We start from the raw sequence: 17,905 nt of genomic DNA on the forward strand, positions 1-17,905 counted from the left end.
CCAGTGTAGCTTGCCATGGCCTCAACTCTCAGCTTCGACGTTCTCAAAGACCACATGGAAGCGTGGCTAGCTCTCCCGGCGTCCAGCAGCTGTCCATATAGATGCAGGCTTGGCAACAGGTCATCTCATCGATTGCCAGGATTCGGCATCTTTCGTCTTTCTGATCCCTCATCGCCAGATGGGCGCAATGATGGTCCTGCGTATCGATGAAGAAAACCCGTGGATTGCTCACTCTCCGGATGCTGATTGCGCCGTAGCTGCTCTGCTGCCTAACGGCCAAACAACCAGCGAAACTATGATAAGCGCAGGGCGATTTCACAGGAATCGGACGAAGATAGTGCTTGAATTGTCCCGTCAGAAGCATCCATTCATTGGGTGCCTCTGCTTGATCGTCCAAGAGAAGAGGAACGGCCGGAGCCGCCTGTGCCCGCCTTCCCTTTGGCTGAAATCCGGGGAACTGGTCGATGGCCGACACGGACACCGTCACGCCCAGATGCCCGTGGCACAGGAGAAGAAGCTCATCGGCATGTCGTTCAACGTCCGAAAGATGAGGCACGACGTCATCATCACTGGTTGGCAAGGGCATGCCATCCCCTTCACGAAGAACCTGAAGCAGAATGCCGTCGTTGCGCTCAACGATGACCGCGGGATAGACGAGGATTCGCGGCCGCTGCTCGAAACGTGAACTTCCAGAAGCCTCATATCTGACGTGAAGCCCGTGATAGAGGCGAGCCACATCGCCCGGCCTCACGAATGTTGGCAATTGCGACGGTCTCAGCGTCGACGGGACGGTGGCAACGATCTTATGCCGCCCCAGCAGATCCAGAATATCCGTCGAGCGCGCGACATAGTCGATGTCCCGCAGCAGTATGATATCGGCAGGATCCGCGTTACTAGTCCCAAGAAAGGTCCTGCTCGGGTATTCGAAGATGACCATCCACTGGCCGCTGGTCAGCAGGACACGCACCAGATCATGGCCATGCTGATCTTTCAGGCTTTTTACATATTTGAATACTTGGCACAGATAGTCGTGCCAAGCACCGATAACCGGCGAATTTTCCTTCTCTCCTCCTTTTTTGACGTGTTCAATCGCACGAATGATCAGTTCGCTTGGTTGTTCCCTCGCCCTGACGGCATCCGAGGCGGAGATGAATGGCTTATCCCAGCCCTTTGCCTCGATAATGAAGAGAGGCAAGCGGGAGTCATTCGAAACTCCAACATAGTCCATGAAGATGGTGGTTTCTACCTTGATCCGGGCTTCTTCCGACATGTTGCCGGCAGGGCCGAGCTCCCAACCGAGGGCCTGGAGCAATCTGTCGAGGAAGAACTTGCGTGTCGTATGCTCTAGCACGTCGCCGTCGGCTTCGCCGGCATAGGCGACGGGACTGCCTGGACCAACCGACCGCTTCATTTCCGCGAGAAGCGATTCGATGGCACTTTTGAAATCGTTTTGTGCTTTCAGATCGTTCATTGGAAAAGATCGGGAAGCCTGAAGAGAAGTCGGCGGGCCGCAGGCCATCCCGCATCCATAAAGAGTTCCAGGCACTTGATGAGCGCCATACGGCGGTCGTCATCCTCAAAAATCTCCTTATGGTCCGCAAGGAACTGCCCGACCATTCGCACCATGAGATCTGCGCCCATCGACTCATTCTGATAGCCCGTCCGCCGGCCGCCCTGGAGAATGGCGATTGCTGCCACGTCAAAAACCCGAGCGGGATCGGTGGGGATCAATGCCTCCAACAGCTGAAGAAGATAATAAATCGTGTGCGGGGTGCCGACACTGCCGATAACTACAAGAATTGGCTCGATCTCCCGGAAGAACGCAGTCCGGTTGCCCTCGCCAAGGACGATCGCATCGTCGCGTCTTGACTTGACCGAGAAGAAGATCTCTCGGGAAGCAACGTCGAGGAGTTCGGCATAGGCTTTGAGACGGTCGGAATCCGCGGATTTCGCGTCGGTCGCATCGAAGTACGGATCCAGAACCGCCTTCGCCGCGTGTACACTCTCTACGAAGATGCCGTGGGCGCGCTGTCTTATGTCTGCAGTGCCCGCAGCCTCGCCTTGGAGACCATGGACGAGCGCCCCTCGCAGCGTGGCCAGGACTTTTGCGCTGGCTTTAAGACAGCGCGGCTGCAGCAACCAGCCGTCGATGATCGCCTTCGACTCTGATCGTTGGTAGGTCACCCAGAGGATCGCAAGCAAGGGCGCTATATGCTCACGAACACGGTCAGCCCGCGCGGAGGGTTCGTCGAAACGAGCGAGGATCGCCGTCGCCAGAACCTCTACCTTGACCGGGTCATGAGAGATGAGATGTCCGAGAAGATTGGACGCAACGAAGTCCAGGACACCAAGATTTTCTTCCGTACGCGCAACATGGCCGATCCTTTCCCAGAACGCGTCCGGGCTTAGCGGCAGCAGTCGCGGCAAGCGAAGAACCGTTTGAAGGCGTACGGCGGGATGCGGATCGCGGATGAATCCGTCCGCCAGGTGCAAAAGCACGTCATAAAGATCCGGACGCTGCTGAAGCCAGTCGAGGGATGCTTCCGCCGCTTCGAGACGTCCCGCAGGTGAGCCCCAACCATTGGAGTCCTCGAACCGTGCTTCTGTCTCTGTATCGACGCTCGGACTTTTATATGCGGATGCCTTTTGCAACAGCCGGAGCATTTCGCGCGTTCCTCCCTCGTCGCCCGCCTGCGGTGCCAATCCGCAGTCGATAAGCTTGGAGAGACATTCAGCGAGAACGGCTTCGGCATGCTCGCGCAATCCGGCATGCGCCGAGGGAAGGCCGACGACGATTGTGTCGAATCTCGTCAGGGCTTCCAGGAAATCGGCGGCTGGCGGCTCGCGTTTCGCTCCATCCTTCTTGTCGAAGTCGAAAAGTTTTTTCACGACGTCAGTTGCTTCGGCCAAAGCGGCGTTGTCCGGCTTGGTTTCGTCAAAGCCGTCCAGCCAATGATATCTTGGCACGGCTTCGGAGAAGGTCGTCAGGCGGAAAATCCTCGGGTTGCCATTGGTGGTGTCCGCGTCATCGGGAAGGTGGCTTGCGATTTCCTTGGCCTCGGCCGTCAGCAAGCGCTCGGCGCCGATGCTTTGGAACAGCCGCTCTAGGAAAGCAGCCCGGGCACGCTCTGGTTCAGGATATTCAGCAAATCCGAAATCAAGGGCGGCCTTTTCAAATGCCACGCGCTCGAAATCAGGTCGGCCGTCAAGACCGCTCCTGACGAGGTCGATCGCATCTTTCCGGGTATCGGGGCTGACGAGAAAAGGCTCGAGGATCGCGAACTGCCACAATAGCTGCGTCAACGCGTCATGTCGGCCGGCAGCCGCCATGAACAGCCTCGACCAGTAGATGCCGAGCGCTCCGGTTTTCATAACCTCTTCGGCCAAGACCAGCGCTTCGGCCTCTGGAGCGTCACGCAAACGCCTCAGGAAACTCGCTACCAGCGTCTCACCGTCGCCGCCGTAGCTGGCCTCCGGATCGTGCGCCCAAATATAGCTATGATCCTCCTGCAGCAGATAGGATTTGCCGGCAACCTCGACCGGATGAGCAGGATAGTCCCTGTAGCCGGGATGCTCGCGGTCCACATAGCCGCAGACAGCACTGACGAATGCTTTCACTGCCCATGACGGCGACCGCACCAGAAACTCTGGAAAATGCTCACTCAGCGAATAGCGCGCCATTTCGAAATCCTGTCTCGAACTGGAACGAAGCGCGAGGATTTGACTGCGGGACAGGTCCGTTTCCTGGTCTTCGGCGATCTCGCGGCTATAGACAATGCGATAAATTTGCGCCGCGAACTCGGGATCTGAGAGTGCGATGGCTTTGATTTTCCGCGCCACGGCCGGCGCCTCGCTGGAAGCGAAGCGGGCGAGACGTTCAGGCGCTAAGACTTCCGAAAGCAGGGCGTGGCTCTCATGCGGATTGGTCGCATAGGTGTCTGCAACCGCACCGATTGCCAGGACTACAACGTTGTTGTTCTCCGCCACACCAAGACCATAGCGAAGGAGCGCCCTCGAGCCGCTTCCTATCTTCGCCCGGTCATCCTGAGCTGCAGGCCTGCTGATGAGGAGATAGATCAATACCCGAAGCGGCCATTCTGCTACCTCAGCCGATTTTGCGAGTATAGCGACAGCCGTCGCCCATGCAGGAACCGCAATCGAGAGGCCATCTTCCGCGCGCACGGCGAGTGCCCCGACCACATGCGAGAGCGCCTTCAACGCCTTCTTGTCGCCCTCAGCACAAACGGCCGCGATCCTCATGACATCGTCGCCGAATTCCGGCAGCTCGGACGCTACCCTGCTGGCGATACTGCGGATTATCGTGTCCTGGGTGTCGTCGCCGAGAAGAGTGACAACTGCCTGCCAGAACCTGTCGCGATCGAGCTCCTGCGACCAGAGCTCGTGCAAAGCGAAGGCCATTGCCGGCGACAGCATCAGGCCAAGGCCACGCTCGCCACTGAACGGCGAGCGACCGGCGGCTATTTCATAGGGATCGATGAAGAGCCGGCTGGCCGTATAGTCGAACAGAAGGTGATGCCTGAATTGGATCCAGCGCTCGCCTTCGACGGAAATGAGGACGCCGTCACGCATCAAGCGTTGGAGGGTGTCCGGATCGGGAGACGCGACTTCGAGCCGGGCCGCCCGTAGGCTTCTCGAAGCGACCATCGCGTCGACAATGCGTCGGAGACAGGACTCAGCGCCGAGACCATGGGTCTGGACGCGATGATCCCAATATAAGTTCAGCAGTCCAGTCTGCGAGACGACGCCAGCGACGTCGTTCGATACGACACCGTCGGCAATCAGCTCGGCCAACAGTCTTGTGTTGAAGGGGACGGTTGCAAGATCCCGCACATTATCGGATGTCTGCTTGAGGAAGTCATCGAGTGCCGGGGCCAGCCGTCTCAAACGTTCGAATTCAGATGAAGACCATAGCGGAATTTTGATATGGCGAACCGCGGCGAATGCGCGCTCCGACAAGCTCGCGTTCGGCGGCGTGCCCTTGAACAGGGCGCGCAGCTGCTGGCCCATCTGCAGGTCGAAAGTTCTGATTGAGGCGATAACCCGCCATCGCGCGTTCTTCTTCACCATGGTCTCGATGAGCGAGCGGAAGACGCCTTCCCCCCTTCCACCGCGGGTAGCGTCGAGTGCATCGATGATCAGAAAAGCAGGCTCTCGGCCATCCCAGGCCTCGAGTGTTTCAATCAGCCCATGGTCCAACCTGAGCTCTTTCGAGAGACCTTCGAGGCTCTCGACCGAGTAGCGGTCCACCGCCAAAACGACAACGTCATACTTATCGTCCTTCAGCTTGGTCGCGAGAGCATTGAGGACGCCGCTTTTCCCGGCCCCTGGTTCCCCAACGATCAGGAGCGAACCATCCATCGCCGCCCGCTCGACGTCGACTTGACAATCTCGTGCGATGCCGACCATCTCGCCGCCGCTCTGGATCGACTCGTACCGAGACAGCGCTTGGCTAACATCGCTGGAATGGCGCCGAAGCGCCGCAATGTCGGCGCTGAACCGAGGCGCGGCTTTGAGCGGCACGTTGCGCGTCATCAAGGCCTGCCGGAGCGCTGGGAGATCGGCGCCACCACGGCGAACCATCAACTCTTCGCAGAAGTCCGAAAGGGCCGTTTGTAGCGCGTCGATCGCATCCCCCTCAACGATCTGAGATCCGGAGGTAAGCATCGCGGCGACAGCGGCAGGGTCAAAAGTGAAGATGCAGATGAGCTGCGCCAGCTCTTGAAGGATCCGGTCATCGAATGGCTCACTCGTCAGCCGCGGCCAGGTGGTTTGGACGCACTGTCGAAAATCGTCGAATGCATCCCGCTGGTTCTTGGAAAACAAGGGCTGGCCGGGTCCCCGCGCAAGAGCGAGGGCCGCCGGCAAATGGGTCCGGATGGCTGCAGGACTCTCCGGTCCGGTCGCCAGGACCAACCGATCTTTCGTCCAATCCAGCGGCCGGTTCCATTCTAGGCTGCCATCCCCATCTCGGCAAACAAACCACTGGCGAACGAACTGTTCGATGGTCTTTCCAAATGGCGAAGCAATATCCTGCGAAGACGATACCGTGGTCTTAGCCTGGATCGCCACGAAACCATCGTTCGTGGTCGCTACCAAAATATCATCGACCGGCGCTTCTGTTTCAAAGCGCAGCCATTTTGGCTTTGCCTCGCCAAGGTTGAAGCTGCGATCAATTTGCATGTCCGCCAGTAACCAGCCTGCGAACAACGCGCCGATCCGCTGCTGGAAATAGACGCCTCCGCTTGTGGCGGCCCCGCCGCCTCTGGCAAGTGATGGAATGATAGGTCGCGACGGCAAAGGCAGGTTTCCAATTCTTGATTCAATCTGAAGTTAATAAATCTGAGGTTCCATAGCAAACGAAGAAGTATCTGGGCTCGCGTCCACCCGGATCGACCCCCAGCCGGAAGATCGACGCTCAAATGGTTTGGGGGCTTGTGAAGCCGTTGACATGTGCAGCGCAAACCTGCTGTTGTATGCAATGCATACGTCACGATTCGCGAGGAAAGACCGCCGTGATCGGAAAATTCGAAGAACTGACGCTCCTAGCACTCATCAAGGCCGGATCGGAGGCCCCTGCCGCAAAGGTCTATGGAGTACTGGAGGCGACGCAGGAAAAGGTCGCGCCGTTCGCTGCGCTTTATACTGCCCTCGATCGCATGGTGAGGAAGGGCATGATTTCCGAGACGAAGGATGAAAGCGACAAGCGCGCGCGGCGCCTGTTCACCATCACTGGCGAGGGGCGGCGGGCGTTGGACGAGGCCGTAAACGCGACGCAAGCCTTGAATGCCTACGGCGGCAAGATCATCTTCGGAGGCCGCAATTGGGCATAGCGTTTCTGACAAAAATCTCTCGTCGCTTGCCCTGGCACGATCAGCGAAGTGACGAAGTATTACTAGCCCGGGCACGACAGGAACACCAAAAGTTCAAAGCGACGTCGGCCCGCCTGGAGAAGCTTTCCGAGAGATTTGAGCGAGAGGCGGCCGAGATGAAGGAGGCGAGACTCAAGCTGAAGCAGGTGCGGCGTCCGCACACCTATGTCTTTTTTGCGCTGCTGCCAGCTCGCCTCGCTGGCGACTTCCTCACGAATCTCGAAACCATATTCACGGAGACCTGGGTTCCCCGTTATGGCTACAAAAAATCCCGCTGGTTATGGCACCGCAATTGCTGGGGCCTGGTGGCCTACTATTGGTTCGACACTGTAATGTTAGCGGCCGAGCGTATCCGCAAGGTTATTTGGTAAGGGAATGAGCGTGGCGGATTTCGAGACTGTAATCCGAAGGGCGGTTGATGGGCTTGCGGAATCATCCCCCGCAACACGCCGGGTTGTCTATGATAGAGCGAGACGCGCTGTGGGACGTCAGCTGCGGAGCATGAAGCCGAGCCCGCCCCAGGCTCTTCTTTTCCGGCAGATGCAGAAGCTGGAAAGCGCGATTGTCGCCGTTGAAGGTAACTATCAACCGTTTCCTTACTTGAATCGAAGATGTGTCCATTTCATCTTGAAGCTTCTGCCGGTTTCGATAGCAGCCGACTTCCTTGAGAACCTGGATGAGGTGGCCGCCGAGATTTGGATTCCACGCTATGGCGTCAATCGCGCGAAATGGCTCTTGTGGCGGCAAGTCATCGGGATGGTGCTCCGTTATTGGTCGGAAGGAGCGGTGGCCTACCTAGGGCGCCTGTCGGCAATAATATTGAAGTGATCAGTTGGCGCACATGGGCAACGGTAGAAGATTGCTTGAATATCGCCTTGAAGAGGCGACCAACGCTAAAGAGTCCAGTTCGCTCCTCGCGGACGAACTCGGCTTCTTCGATGGCATCGACCAACTGATCCTCGACTTTTTGAATAGAAGCGACAAGCTTCTGCCGGGAGAGTCGAAGCACTATGCATTATGCTCCTTGGTCAGGACCCAGCTGATCAAATCTTGCAATAACATGTTGCGCCACCACGTCGGCGATGCCTTTGCGGCCAACGAGACTTGCGACCGATGCTGCCTTGTTTTCGTTGCTGATGTCTCGTGGAATGCTTTCGGAAAATGACTATCTGACGAGCCGCCGCGCCCGCGACGATGCCGTGAAACTCCTCGGCAAACGCATCAAAGCCGGCGATACATTTCCGCCAATCTTTCTGGCGATCAGGCAGGTTCGATCGGATCACAGTAGCCATGCACATGCGGATCCGGTCGCCCTGGCTAACCGTATAAATAAACTGCCGGACGGGTCGATCAATTATAGCGGCTTCCAACCGATGGATGATCCAAACGATTTCCGCTATTTCTTCATGGGAATGCTATGGGTAATAGGGATGTGTTTCCGGGGATTTCTGCATGTACAGGAGACCGAGTTCGCCGAAGACGTCTCACGATTCCTCGCACGCTTGAACGACTGGAAGGCTGCACTGCACACCCACCGACGCGCAATCGGGATCTTTCCAGAGCGAGGCGAGGCCGAGGGATTTTAACCCAATCATCGTTTGGCGGACGTGCCCACGGCGATATACGGGGTTATTTCTCACTTTTTGACCGCTAAACAACGGCGGGCACGGCTCTATCTCGCTCCTGAAATAGAGGCGGCGTCGCGATGAACTCGCAGGATCATCGGAAAGGAAGCTTGATCTGGCTGGTTAGCAGGACATAGCAGTGTCTCAGTGTCGAGGCAGAACGGCAATACCCAAAGCCGAAGGTTTTGTGCGTTCGGGAACATGAACGGCTTGAGTGGGCGACGGAAGACATCTGTCTTCGGATAGACGAGCACCAGGTCGCCCTCCCCTTTCAGGTAGGTGTGACCATATGCGTGGAGTTGGTAGAAATCACCTTGCGAAAGATTGTACCTTTCTTTCCGCATTGTTTCGATAACGTTGAGTAGCTTCCATTTGGTGTCAAGGACCATGATGTTTCGACCGTCCTTCCGGACGACAAGGTCAGGCTCCAGCCGGAACCATTGCTCCGCCTCGTGCTCGACGAGATAATGGGTCGCCGGGTGAACCTTCAGCCGCAAGGCCGGATCGATTGCACGTTCGAGGTGTTTGGCGACATACGCCTCAAAAAGCGATTCCATGGGAAAGAGCAGCGACGCCGCTGATCTGCTGCCGGCTCCCGTCAAAGGAGAGAAGCCGGTCAGGATCAGTTCGGCCCAGGCAAGTGCGTCGCCATAGTGGATCATACTCCGGTCGGGCTGCAGCTTCCTGATATCCCTGATGACGTCTCCGGTTGGAGGGACATCGGAAAAGACGAAGCGCAGTTCCCGCGCTCGCCGCTGATTTTCAAGCGAAACCGATTGAGCGATCACTTCATTCAACGCTGCGTGGATGAGCCGGTTCTCCGGGCGATCGGTTGAGAAGTCGTCGTGTTCTGTGAAAAAGGCGTCAGCGCCAACAAGGTTGTATCGGAGATGATCCGACATCATGAGCTTGCCGCGCAGAAACGGCAGATTGCCCTGGCGTGTCACATAGGCCCCTCGGAGTCCGCGTTTGACGACGGCGGAGACCGCGTGGAGGAATTCACCCACGAAAACCTCGAGCAGCGACATCCTGGTCGCGGCGAGCTCTGCGCGGGCGGTCCTGATATGCCGAAACGGACCCAGGCAGGAGAGCATGCGGATAAGCAGGCGCCTTGCCCAATTTTCGTCGACACCACCAGCGCGGCCGACTTTCGGCAAGACCTCGATCTGCAGGCCGCCTGGCGTCCGGATCACGCCAACGTAGTTTGTAACCTGCACGACCAGCCGGCCGCCGCGCTGCGCCAGCCGCGCCCATCTTGCTCCCTTACCCTCCGTCTTCGCGAGGCATTGTTCCTGAAGCCATTCGAAAACATGGTTTGGAACTACCGCTGCTGCGTTCTCGACTGTCCCAGCCGGGCCCTCACCGACCAGGATGTCAAATTCATGGATCGTGAGCGTGCGACCGGGGATCGGATAGGCCATCAGCGGAAGATCTTGTATATGCCAACATAAGCCGATGGCATCGAAAACGCACCGGGCTGAAGAGCGAACCTGGGCTTGGCGGCGAACGAATCTATCGACGAATTCGCGCCGAAGAGCCTACGGTATTCCTCTTGCGCATCACCGACCTCAGCCACGAACTGCTCCGGGGCATCTTTCTGATTATCGCCGAGCACAAGCCTGATCTTCTGCCAATCCTCGAAGAAATATTCCTCGAGCAGCGGTACAATATTCGCTCGGAAAATTGCCGAAAGCGCCTCAAAGCGCTCAAGCCCATCCGGCCAATCCTTCAAACGCTCGAAGTAGGCATGGCCGATCGTGTGGTCACGATCATAGAGCGCTTCGATCCGTTCGTTAATGGCGGAAAGCATCTGCGGAATATCAATCGTCGCTTCTTCCGTTTGTACTCTTAGACCCTGTAGCGGGGCGCCCGCTTCGTCACGGCTGTCCGGATAGACCGGTTTGAAATCGAACCGGCGCCGCAGCGCCGTGTCGAGGAGGGCCAGCGACCTGTCAGCCGTGTTCATCGTGCCGATGATGTCGACGTTTGCCGGCACGGAAAATTTGTCGCCGGAGTAGGGAAGCGTCACAGTTATCTCCTGCTTCATGTCCCGGCGCTTGTCGACCTCGATGAGAGTGATCAGTTCTCCGAAGATCTTGCTGATATTGCCACGATTGATCTCGTCGATGATGATCGCGAAACGGTGATCCGGTGCGGCTCTGGCTGCCTCGCAAAGCACGCGGAAGACGCCCGGGCGGATCCTGTAGGAGACGCCACTCCCCTCGCCTTCCTGGTCGAGAAGCGGTCGCAGACCCTCAACGAATTCCTCATAGCCATAGGATTGATGAAAGGTGACGAACTCATATCGCTTGATAACACTGCCAGCAGGAGGACCGCGGCGGAGCTCGTCGACGAGCTTGACGATCTCGCCGCAGGCCTCGTTCCATTCGCCCGCAAGACTCCAAAGCGCGTTTTCACTTTTCTCGAAAATGATTGGCGCGTGCGTCTGGCCCTGCACCGCGGCAACCGCATGCGATGCAAGCACACGGTAGATCGTCGACGGCACATGGTTGTTGTTGTTCGCGGCCTCTACTGTTCGAATGATTTGGTGGTCTCGGATCTCGGTTACCTTCGAAGGTTTCCCCAGGTCGTAGAGCGCGGCAGCAATCGCTTCCCACCACCGGAGCTCGCTGAATTTCTCCGCAATGAAGCTTCTGCGCCATTCGTCGGCGTCGTGTGAGGCCGTTGTCTCCTGATAGTCGGCCTCGATTAGACGGCGAACTGCGAAGGTCTTTCCGGTCCCTGGCGGGCCGTAGTAGATGATATTCCGTGGAGACGGCGAGCTTGCCTTAGCGGAGGGCCGTATGTCATCGCCCGCACTCTCGACGTTGCCCTCGGCCTTCTCAAACGACGCTTCATCGGGCCAATAGCCGGGGCGGTCCTGGCTGGGGGCTGCCCAATCGAGGAGCACGGCGCTGCTCGACGAGAGGGCAGCCTCAAGCTGCGTTATGAGATCTGCTGTCACTGGCTGCCGCGTGAACTTCGACAGGTCTCCTAAGTCGTGCCTGAGGCTTAACGTCCGAGACGCGCGACCGTGAACAGTGCCGAGAACGCCAATGGCGCGCTCGCTGCCTGGCTCCTTGCGGCCGAACCGGACCTCGATGTCCGTGTCGATATGCCACCAATCAAGGTCGCGCTCATGCACCAGGCGCGCTAGGCGGCAAAAGAGTTCGGTCTCCTGTGGCGTCCATGACGCGCGGGCACTTTTGAAGGCGGCCTTTCCGTCGAACCGGCGAAGGATTTCCCCATCGTCGAGGGATCCAAGGCCCAGCGCTTTAGCCAATTCATCGTAACCCGGAGAAAAGTTGTTGATCTCTCCGACGCTCCAGGCGACAAGGTCCGAAATGGGCCTATCCACCCCATCTGCCGCCGATAGCATCGCCACGATCGGGGAAGCGTTGTCATAGGTGCCGCGCATCGCCGCATGTTTCTTGCGGATTGGGTCGTTGTCGCTGAGATGGACCGTGTCGATCTTGACCACGAACCAACCTTTGGCCTCGATTCCGACCGTGTAGGCCAATCGTTCAGGCGCATTTTTCGTCGGGTATATCCGGGCCCAATTGTACCGTTCGAAATTGTTGCCCTGGTTGGTCGGCCGCCGTCGACAGGTGATGGTTCCCGATGGGAAAAGGGCGGCAAGAACACCGTCAGCCCACTGCTTGGTGAGGTCGTATGCGGTTTTCAGCTCTTGATAAACGCGCTGGTGATCGGGGTTGTCTCGGTCATATTTCCGACCCTGCCATTCCCTGAGCAAGGCAAAGTGCTGTGAAGAAAACGTCTGCAACTTGTGGAATCCTGCGCGGCGCGAATCGATTTGACTATCGATCATCTTATAGCAGTAGTTGCAGATTCGGGACGCCGCTCCTCGGTTCCCCTTGCTCTTTGCAAGACGAAAGATGTCACCGCAGAAGCGTAATTTGCCATTGTCCGCAATAAGGCCTGCTTCTTAAGTACCGCCCGATTTACCGACAGACCGAACGACCGGAATCGTAGTAGAATGGTGAGAACCGCTGTCACTGTCCTACCGGTGAACCTCACCTCTTCAGCACGACCAAGCATCCATCCCTTAATTCCGAATATACTGCACCTCAAGGTCCAGGCGCACGCCTGCCTGGCCGTCCGCGGCGGCAGGCAGAGCCCGCGTCATAAGCTAGGGATTGCGGAAAGGCGAGCCATCGTACGTCACGCGCTCCTAGTTCGGCTCCCAGCGAAGCTTCTCCCAATCCAACGGGTTCGTACTCGTCCCGGTGCGCAGCGTGCCGTTCAAAAGAATGTAGGCTCCAAGCTGAGGGTAAACGGCGCCTCTCCGACGCCGAGACCGACGAACCATTCAACAAGTTTGAAGTTCTTGGCTACACGACGCCCCACGCCCGAAACCTCCCCCTGCCCGTCATCTCGCGCAAGCCGAGCTCCAAAACGATCCGCCGCGCCGCCTGCGGCGTGACCTGGAGCGTTTCCGCCACCATGCCGGCCGACCCCAGCGGTTTCGCCATGACCAGCTCGACTAGCTCCGGCAACCTCGACGAGGTGCGGCGCCCCTCCAGCTTCCGCTCCATCATCTGTCGCGCCAACGCCAGCCGGTTATGCTCTTTGAGGCCGATCTCGGTAGCCGCAGTCAACCCGAGGACTGGCGAGCAGCCGGACCTCGCGATCGCCATGCCGGCGCCGGTCGACGGGAATGGTTTTAAGACCAAGATTAAGCGCGGCGAGATGCGCCCCCGACGTGATGCTGGCCTGGCGCAGAATTGACACGGCCAACAGCCTGCCGAGCCAAGGCGCGTGCTGCAGGACGGAAAGTTCGTTCCAGGCATCGAGGGCGACGAATCCCTGCAACACCGCCGGCAAGTCTTAGGCCTGTCGGAGAACGCCCCGCCACTCTTCCAGACGCGCGTCCTCGTCCCAATCGAGATCGTAAATCATCGGATCTTTTTCTTGCGCGCCGGCGCGGCCGGGCCGTGTTGCGTTTTCGATCGCCGCCTCCGATCGGGCGAGCACTGCATCGATGGCGGCATAGTCGACACCTGCGAGGCGTTCGTCACCGTCAGCATCCTCCGCCCCCTTCCCTATCAGCTCGACGACGACATGCCGCTTGGCGCCGCCGCGCCTCTCACCATCGTCGGCGCTGACCGACGTCACATCCGCGGTTTGCCTGAGCGTGCGAAGCCCGTCAGCCGACAGCGCCCAACCGGCCGGTTGCGCGGCGATACGCCGGCGGCTGCGCAGCACGTCGCGGGCGATGGTCAGCTCATGTGTCGGTGTGCGAATATCCTTTGTGGCGTCATGCAGGACGAGGTCCTCGAGGTGGACGAGTTCGCCGTCGATCCACGGCGAGGCGCAGGCATCGGCGAAATGCGTGCGCTTAACCCTGCCCGCGCCGACCGGCGAGCTGGCGATGCGCTCATCGAGCCGCGCCAGCGCGATGCCGGCGTCCGTAATCGATCGGAGCAGGCTCCGGACGGACAATTTGGCGAGATCACAACACATTGAAATCATGGTAAACGCGTCATTAACCAGAAGCGATAGTTCCCGTTACTTCCGCTGTTCATGACGGATGTGAGTTGCGGCTCTCACTACCGATAAGTAATGCTTATCGGAAGTGAGGAAATATTGGCGATGATTCATGTTTTAACATTCATTGTGGCGGATAATCTAACATATACCTGCAATTGACCAATCGATTTCTATTACTACCTTTTTGTTGATATCTTTTCTTCCTATGGCTCGACCAAGGCGGCCTAACTCGCCCCATCAAAACTGAAGGTGGACGACGGACGCTGTCTCGCATATCGATGGTGTTATGAAGTCGTCCCTCAACCATATGCCGCTCCGCAAACAACGCGAGATCGGCCGCGTTCTGGAGATCATCCACGAGGAATTCGAGGATGCGCTGAAGGACGGCACGGCGGAATTCAAGAAGCGCGGCCGGATCCTGAAGATCATCCTGTTCGGCTCCTACGCCAAGGGCGGCTGGGTGGATGAGCCCTTCACGATGAAGGGTTATCGTTCGGATTTCGATCTCCTCATCATCGTCAACAACCGCAAGCTCTGTGAGTTTGCCGAGTACTGGCACAAGGCCGCAGACCGGCTGATCCACGACAAGGCGATCGAAACGCCGGTGAGCTTCATTGTCCACTCCAGGCGGGAGGTGAATACCTACCTCAAAGAAGGGCAGTACTTCTTCTCTGATATCCGCAAGGAAGGCATCATTCTCTACGAACTCGACGATGAGCCCTTGGCGGAGCCGCAGCCGCTCTCACCAGCTGATCGGCTGCGGGTGGCGAAGGAGCATTTCTCAAATCGGATAAGGTTATTGGAACAGTTTGCCGAAGGGGCAGCTTTTCACATCACCAGAGGTAACCTTGATGTCGCCGCGTTCGATTTGCACCAGACTGTTGAGCAAGCGTACGAGTGCATCCTGCTCACGCTGACCAATTACGGACCCCCATCCCACAACATCAAGTTTCTCCGCTCGCTCGCCGAGGAGCAGGACAGACGGCTCGCCGAAGCCTTCCCCCGTGATCAGCATCGCGAGCGTGCCTGGTTCAATACGCTGAACGAGGCTTATGTTAAAGCGCGATATTCCAAACATTTCGAAATCAGCGAAGAGGCATTGGCATGGCTGGCCAAGCAAACAGCGCTGCTTCTTGAAATCGTCAAGACAGTCTGCTCTGAGCACTTAGAGGTACTGCGACGGAAAGCGGATAGCAGCATCGCTGCGCGCGCGGCCAGCGCCACTTAGGCTTCCGAGACCGGCTGAGAAACCGGCCGGTTTCAGTTGAGCCATCAAGCTGTTTGCAAAGCCGTTCCAGCAATCGAGCAGTTCTCTACGCTCCTCAGCGGGAGGACCGCCCCATTTCCTCACAAGTCCAAAATGCGTGATCGTGGCTCCATGCGGCGCGCTCGCACTCAAGCTCGCTCACCTCCGCCGCCCGCCGCGTTCGCCGCGGCCTTGCCTCGCTTCTTTTCTCGCTCTTTTCCCACCCGGTATAGGCCGGCGGTGAAAGCATACACTCGGCCCTGCGAATTATTTCGAAACCTATGACGTGTATCTGTTGGGTGGTGATCGGAAATTGACCGACTAAAGATCAGGAAGCAACCGGGATGAACACGGGCTCGAGTGACCGCAGCGTCCCCGCATCAGTCCGGGCGGGCTTGCGCGACTATATCGCCATTGCGCGGCTCGATCACAGCACGAAGCACGTCTTCATCGTTCCCGGCATCATCCTCGCCTACCTTCTGCGGGGGGTCAGAAACGACGACCTGGCCTCGTCAGTCCTGCTCGGAGTTGTGACTGCAATCTGCATCGCATCCGCGAACTACTGCATCAACGAGTGGTTCGACCGCGAGTTTGACCGGCATCATCCAACGAAATCGCAGCGATCAGCGGTGCAAAGCGCGATGAACGGCAGGCTGGTCCAGCTCGAATGGACGGTGCTGCTCATCGTCGGCCTCGGCTGCGCCATCCTCTCGAGCAAACTTCTCTTCTGCGTCGCCTGTCTGTTTGCGATTCAGGGAATCCTCTACAATCTCGACCCGATCAGAAGCAAGGACAAGGCGTATCTCGACGTCATCTCGGAATCGATCAACAATCCGATCCGCCTGGTGATCGGCTGGTCGATGATCGACCCGACGAGCCTGCCGCCGGGATCGATCATCCTGGCCTACTGGTTCGGCGGTGCGTTCCTTATGGCGGCCAAGCGCTTGTCCGAATACGACGAGATCGTCGCGTCACATGGCAAGGAGCTGCTGTCGCGCTATCGGGCAAGCTTCGCCCGGTATACGCAGGTCTCGCTGACCGCCTCCTGCATTGCCTATTCACTGTTTTCGATTGCGTTCCTGTCCGTCTTTCTGGTCAAGTATCGCATCGAGTACATCCTCGTCCTGCCCTTCGTCGTTGCCCTGTTCACGGCTTATTTCGTGATGGCGACGAAACCGGGCTCGACCGCGCAGAAACCGGAAAAGCTGTTCCGCGAGCCTGGCTTGATCGCGATCGTCATGGCCTTGGTGGCGGCTTTCATCTTCACGACATTCGTCGACATTCCGCTCTTAGTGACCTTGACCGAGCAGCACTACATCACCATCCGATGATCATGGCGAAGGATATCGACTGGGACAGTATCCGTTTCGTCGTCTTTGATGTCGACGGAACACTATATAGCCAGAGGAGGCTGCGCCTTCGGATGGCGGGCGAATTGATAGCTCATGCGGTGGCGCGGGGCAGTCTAACCAATCTGCGTGTGCTGCGCGCTTACCGCTCCCTGCGTGAAACCATCGGCGAGGAGGAGATCGACAATTTTCAGGCGAGTCTGATGGCGCGCATTGTCGCGCGAACCGGCCAGCCTGCCGAAAGGATAGAGGCAATCGTCAGCGAGTGGATCGGCCGCCGTCCGCTCGCCCATATCGCATCCTGCCGGTATGATGGGCTTGCGGAGTTGTTTGCCGGGCTCAGACGGCAGAACAAGGCGATCGGGATCTATTCTGATTATCATGCCGACGAGAAGCTGCAGAGGATGGGCTTGTCAGCCGATTACATCTTGGCTGCAGGCGATCCCGGCGTCGGCATCCAGAAACCGCATCCGCGCGGACTGCAGATGCTGATGCAGCGCGCCGGCGTCTCCCCGGCGCAAACCGTCCTGATAGGCGACAGACCCGAGCGGGATGGCCTTGCGGCCCGGCGCGCCGGCGTCCTGCCGCTCATTCGCTCCGAACGGCCGCGGGAGGGCTGGCTGACCTTTTCAACCTATTCGGACCCGGTGTTCGCAGCGCTGCGGGCAGAGGAAGCGTCCGAATGATCTTGTCCAAGGCTATTCGCTATGTGTTTACCGGAGGTCTTGCTGCCTTCGTCGACCTCACGGTGTTTCGTGGCCTACTGGCGCTTGACGTGCCGCTTGCCGTCTCGGCGACATCGAGCTGGCTTGTCGCGGCTGCCGTCAATTACAGCGTGACCAGCCGCTATGTCTTCAATCAGGCAATAAGCCGCAAGCGCGCCTCACTGTTTCTGATCGGCGCCCTGCTCGGTTTGTCGATCAATGTCTGTGTAACATTGATCCTCGCGCAACAGGTCGGGCTCTCGCCTCTTTGGGCAAAGTTTTTCGGCATCGGGACGGCCTTCACCTTCAACTTCCTGATCAACCTTCTCTGGGTTTTCAGGTAGGGCCCAGCGAGCGACGTGCGGACCATATCATTCCGTCAAAGGATGGTGCCAGAATAGGAGGAAACTCAGTCGGGTCTTTGGCGAAGTGTCATGCAGGTCTGTCGCCACCACTTGGTCGACCCTGCAGGATTTCCAGCTCGATTTCTGAGATGCGGCCTTTGACGACGCCATGGAGGCGACAAGCCGGCCACCTTCTCCACGCAAGCCGCGCAGGATTGCTATGGGGCATCGATCGG

General features: G+C 58.2%; 12 protein-coding genes and 2 pseudogenes. 9 read left to right on the plus strand and 5 right to left on the minus strand.

What is annotated here, in order from left to right; genetic code table 11:
• Positions 1 to 43 precede the first annotated feature (43 nt).
• Complete coding sequence (locus GA0061105_RS09890; RefSeq protein WP_092749804.1) at positions 44 to 1,471, minus strand: hypothetical protein; 1,428 nt, start codon at positions 1,469 to 1,471, stop codon at positions 44 to 46.
• Positions 1,468 to 6,228 (minus strand): ATP-binding protein, encoded by a 4,761-nt coding sequence (locus GA0061105_RS09895; protein ID WP_141130191.1) that lies wholly within the window; start codon positions 6,226 to 6,228, stop codon positions 1,468 to 1,470. The genes GA0061105_RS09890 and GA0061105_RS09895 overlap by 4 nt, the downstream gene beginning before the upstream one ends.
• A gap of 305 nt (positions 6,229 to 6,533) precedes the next feature.
• Between GA0061105_RS09895 and GA0061105_RS09900 the strand changes: the two genes are divergently transcribed.
• From GA0061105_RS09900 to GA0061105_RS09920, 5 genes and pseudogenes are all read left to right on the plus strand, one after another.
• On the plus strand, positions 6,534 to 6,851 hold the full coding sequence (locus tag GA0061105_RS09900) for a PadR family transcriptional regulator (RefSeq protein ID WP_167358535.1): 318 nt from the start codon (positions 6,534 to 6,536) through the stop codon (positions 6,849 to 6,851).
• Positions 6,842 to 7,261, plus strand: coding sequence for a hypothetical protein (locus GA0061105_RS09905; protein ID WP_092749809.1), 420 nt, complete (start codon positions 6,842 to 6,844; stop codon positions 7,259 to 7,261). The genes GA0061105_RS09900 and GA0061105_RS09905 overlap by 10 nt, the downstream gene beginning before the upstream one ends.
• Before the next feature lie 10 nt (positions 7,262 to 7,271).
• Positions 7,272 to 7,475 (plus strand): annotated as a pseudogene (locus GA0061105_RS33300) (hypothetical protein); the annotation flags it as partial.
• Positions 7,476 to 7,722: 247 nt separating this feature from the next.
• Positions 7,723 to 8,055, plus strand: coding sequence for a hypothetical protein (locus tag GA0061105_RS09915; protein WP_141130192.1), 333 nt, complete (start codon positions 7,723 to 7,725; stop codon positions 8,053 to 8,055).
• Entirely contained in the window at positions 8,039 to 8,476 is a 438-nt protein-coding gene (locus GA0061105_RS09920; protein WP_092749815.1) for a hypothetical protein, read from the plus strand. The genes GA0061105_RS09915 and GA0061105_RS09920 overlap by 17 nt, the downstream gene beginning before the upstream one ends.
• Positions 8,477 to 8,562: 86 nt before the next feature.
• Here GA0061105_RS09920 and GA0061105_RS09925 read toward each other — a convergent pair whose 3' ends face one another.
• The 3 genes and pseudogenes from GA0061105_RS09925 to GA0061105_RS09935 all read right to left on the minus strand — a co-directional run bounded on the left by GA0061105_RS09925 (position 8,563) and on the right by GA0061105_RS09935 (position 14,008).
• On the minus strand, positions 8,563 to 9,936 hold the full coding sequence (locus GA0061105_RS09925; RefSeq protein ID WP_092749817.1) for an McrC family protein: 1,374 nt from the start codon (positions 9,934 to 9,936) through the stop codon (positions 8,563 to 8,565).
• Positions 9,936 to 12,344, minus strand: coding sequence for an AAA family ATPase (locus GA0061105_RS09930; RefSeq protein WP_092749819.1), 2,409 nt, complete (start codon positions 12,342 to 12,344; stop codon positions 9,936 to 9,938). The genes GA0061105_RS09925 and GA0061105_RS09930 overlap by 1 nt, the downstream gene beginning before the upstream one ends.
• A 523-nt stretch (positions 12,345 to 12,867) precedes the next feature.
• Positions 12,868 to 14,008, minus strand: a pseudogene (locus GA0061105_RS09935) (RHE_PE00001 family protein).
• Between the two features lie 304 nt (positions 14,009 to 14,312).
• Here GA0061105_RS09935 and GA0061105_RS09940 point away from each other — a divergent pair.
• The 4 genes from GA0061105_RS09940 (at position 14,313) to GA0061105_RS09955 (ending at position 17,669) form a co-directional block, all read left to right on the plus strand.
• Positions 14,313 to 15,254 carry a nucleotidyltransferase and HEPN domain-containing protein gene (locus GA0061105_RS09940; protein ID WP_092749821.1) on the plus strand — a complete coding sequence of 314 codons (942 nt, stop codon included), beginning with the start codon at positions 14,313 to 14,315 and terminating at the stop codon, positions 15,252 to 15,254.
• A gap of 362 nt (positions 15,255 to 15,616) precedes the next feature.
• Positions 15,617 to 16,603, plus strand: coding sequence for a UbiA prenyltransferase family protein (locus GA0061105_RS09945; protein ID WP_092749823.1), 987 nt, complete (start codon positions 15,617 to 15,619; stop codon positions 16,601 to 16,603).
• Between the two features lie 2 nt (positions 16,604 to 16,605).
• Entirely contained in the window at positions 16,606 to 17,307 is a 702-nt protein-coding gene (locus tag GA0061105_RS09950; RefSeq protein ID WP_245304248.1) for an HAD family hydrolase, read from the plus strand.
• The gene (locus GA0061105_RS09955) at positions 17,304 to 17,669 is read left to right on the plus strand and encodes a GtrA family protein (protein WP_092749825.1); all 366 of its coding nucleotides are present in this window, start codon (positions 17,304 to 17,306) and stop codon (positions 17,667 to 17,669) included. The genes GA0061105_RS09950 and GA0061105_RS09955 overlap by 4 nt, the downstream gene beginning before the upstream one ends.
• The last annotated feature ends 236 nt before the right edge of the window (positions 17,670 to 17,905 follow it).

The organism is Rhizobium aethiopicum (assembly GCF_900094625.1).
GTDB classification, from domain to species: Bacteria; Pseudomonadota; Alphaproteobacteria; order Rhizobiales; family Rhizobiaceae; genus Rhizobium; species Rhizobium aethiopicum.

Coding starts and splice junctions, on each gene's coding strand:
- GA0061105_RS09890 (WP_092749804.1), bottom strand. CDS start 1,471: ATGAACGATCTGAAAGCACAAAACGATTTCAAAAGTGCCATCGAATCG.
- GA0061105_RS09920 (WP_092749815.1), top strand. CDS start 8,039: ATGCTTTCGGAAAATGACTATCTGACGAGCCGCCGCGCCCGCGACGAT.
- GA0061105_RS09925 (WP_092749817.1), bottom strand. CDS start 9,936: ATGGCCTATCCGATCCCCGGTCGCACGCTCACGATCCATGAATTTGAC.
- GA0061105_RS09930 (WP_092749819.1), bottom strand. CDS start 12,344: ATGATCGATAGTCAAATCGATTCGCGCCGCGCAGGATTCCACAAGTTG.
- GA0061105_RS09940 (WP_092749821.1), top strand. CDS start 14,313: ATGAAGTCGTCCCTCAACCATATGCCGCTCCGCAAACAACGCGAGATC.
- GA0061105_RS09945 (WP_092749823.1), top strand. CDS start 15,617: ATGAACACGGGCTCGAGTGACCGCAGCGTCCCCGCATCAGTCCGGGCG.
- GA0061105_RS09950 (WP_245304248.1), top strand. CDS start 16,606: ATGGCGAAGGATATCGACTGGGACAGTATCCGTTTCGTCGTCTTTGAT.
- GA0061105_RS09955 (WP_092749825.1), top strand. CDS start 17,304: ATGATCTTGTCCAAGGCTATTCGCTATGTGTTTACCGGAGGTCTTGCT.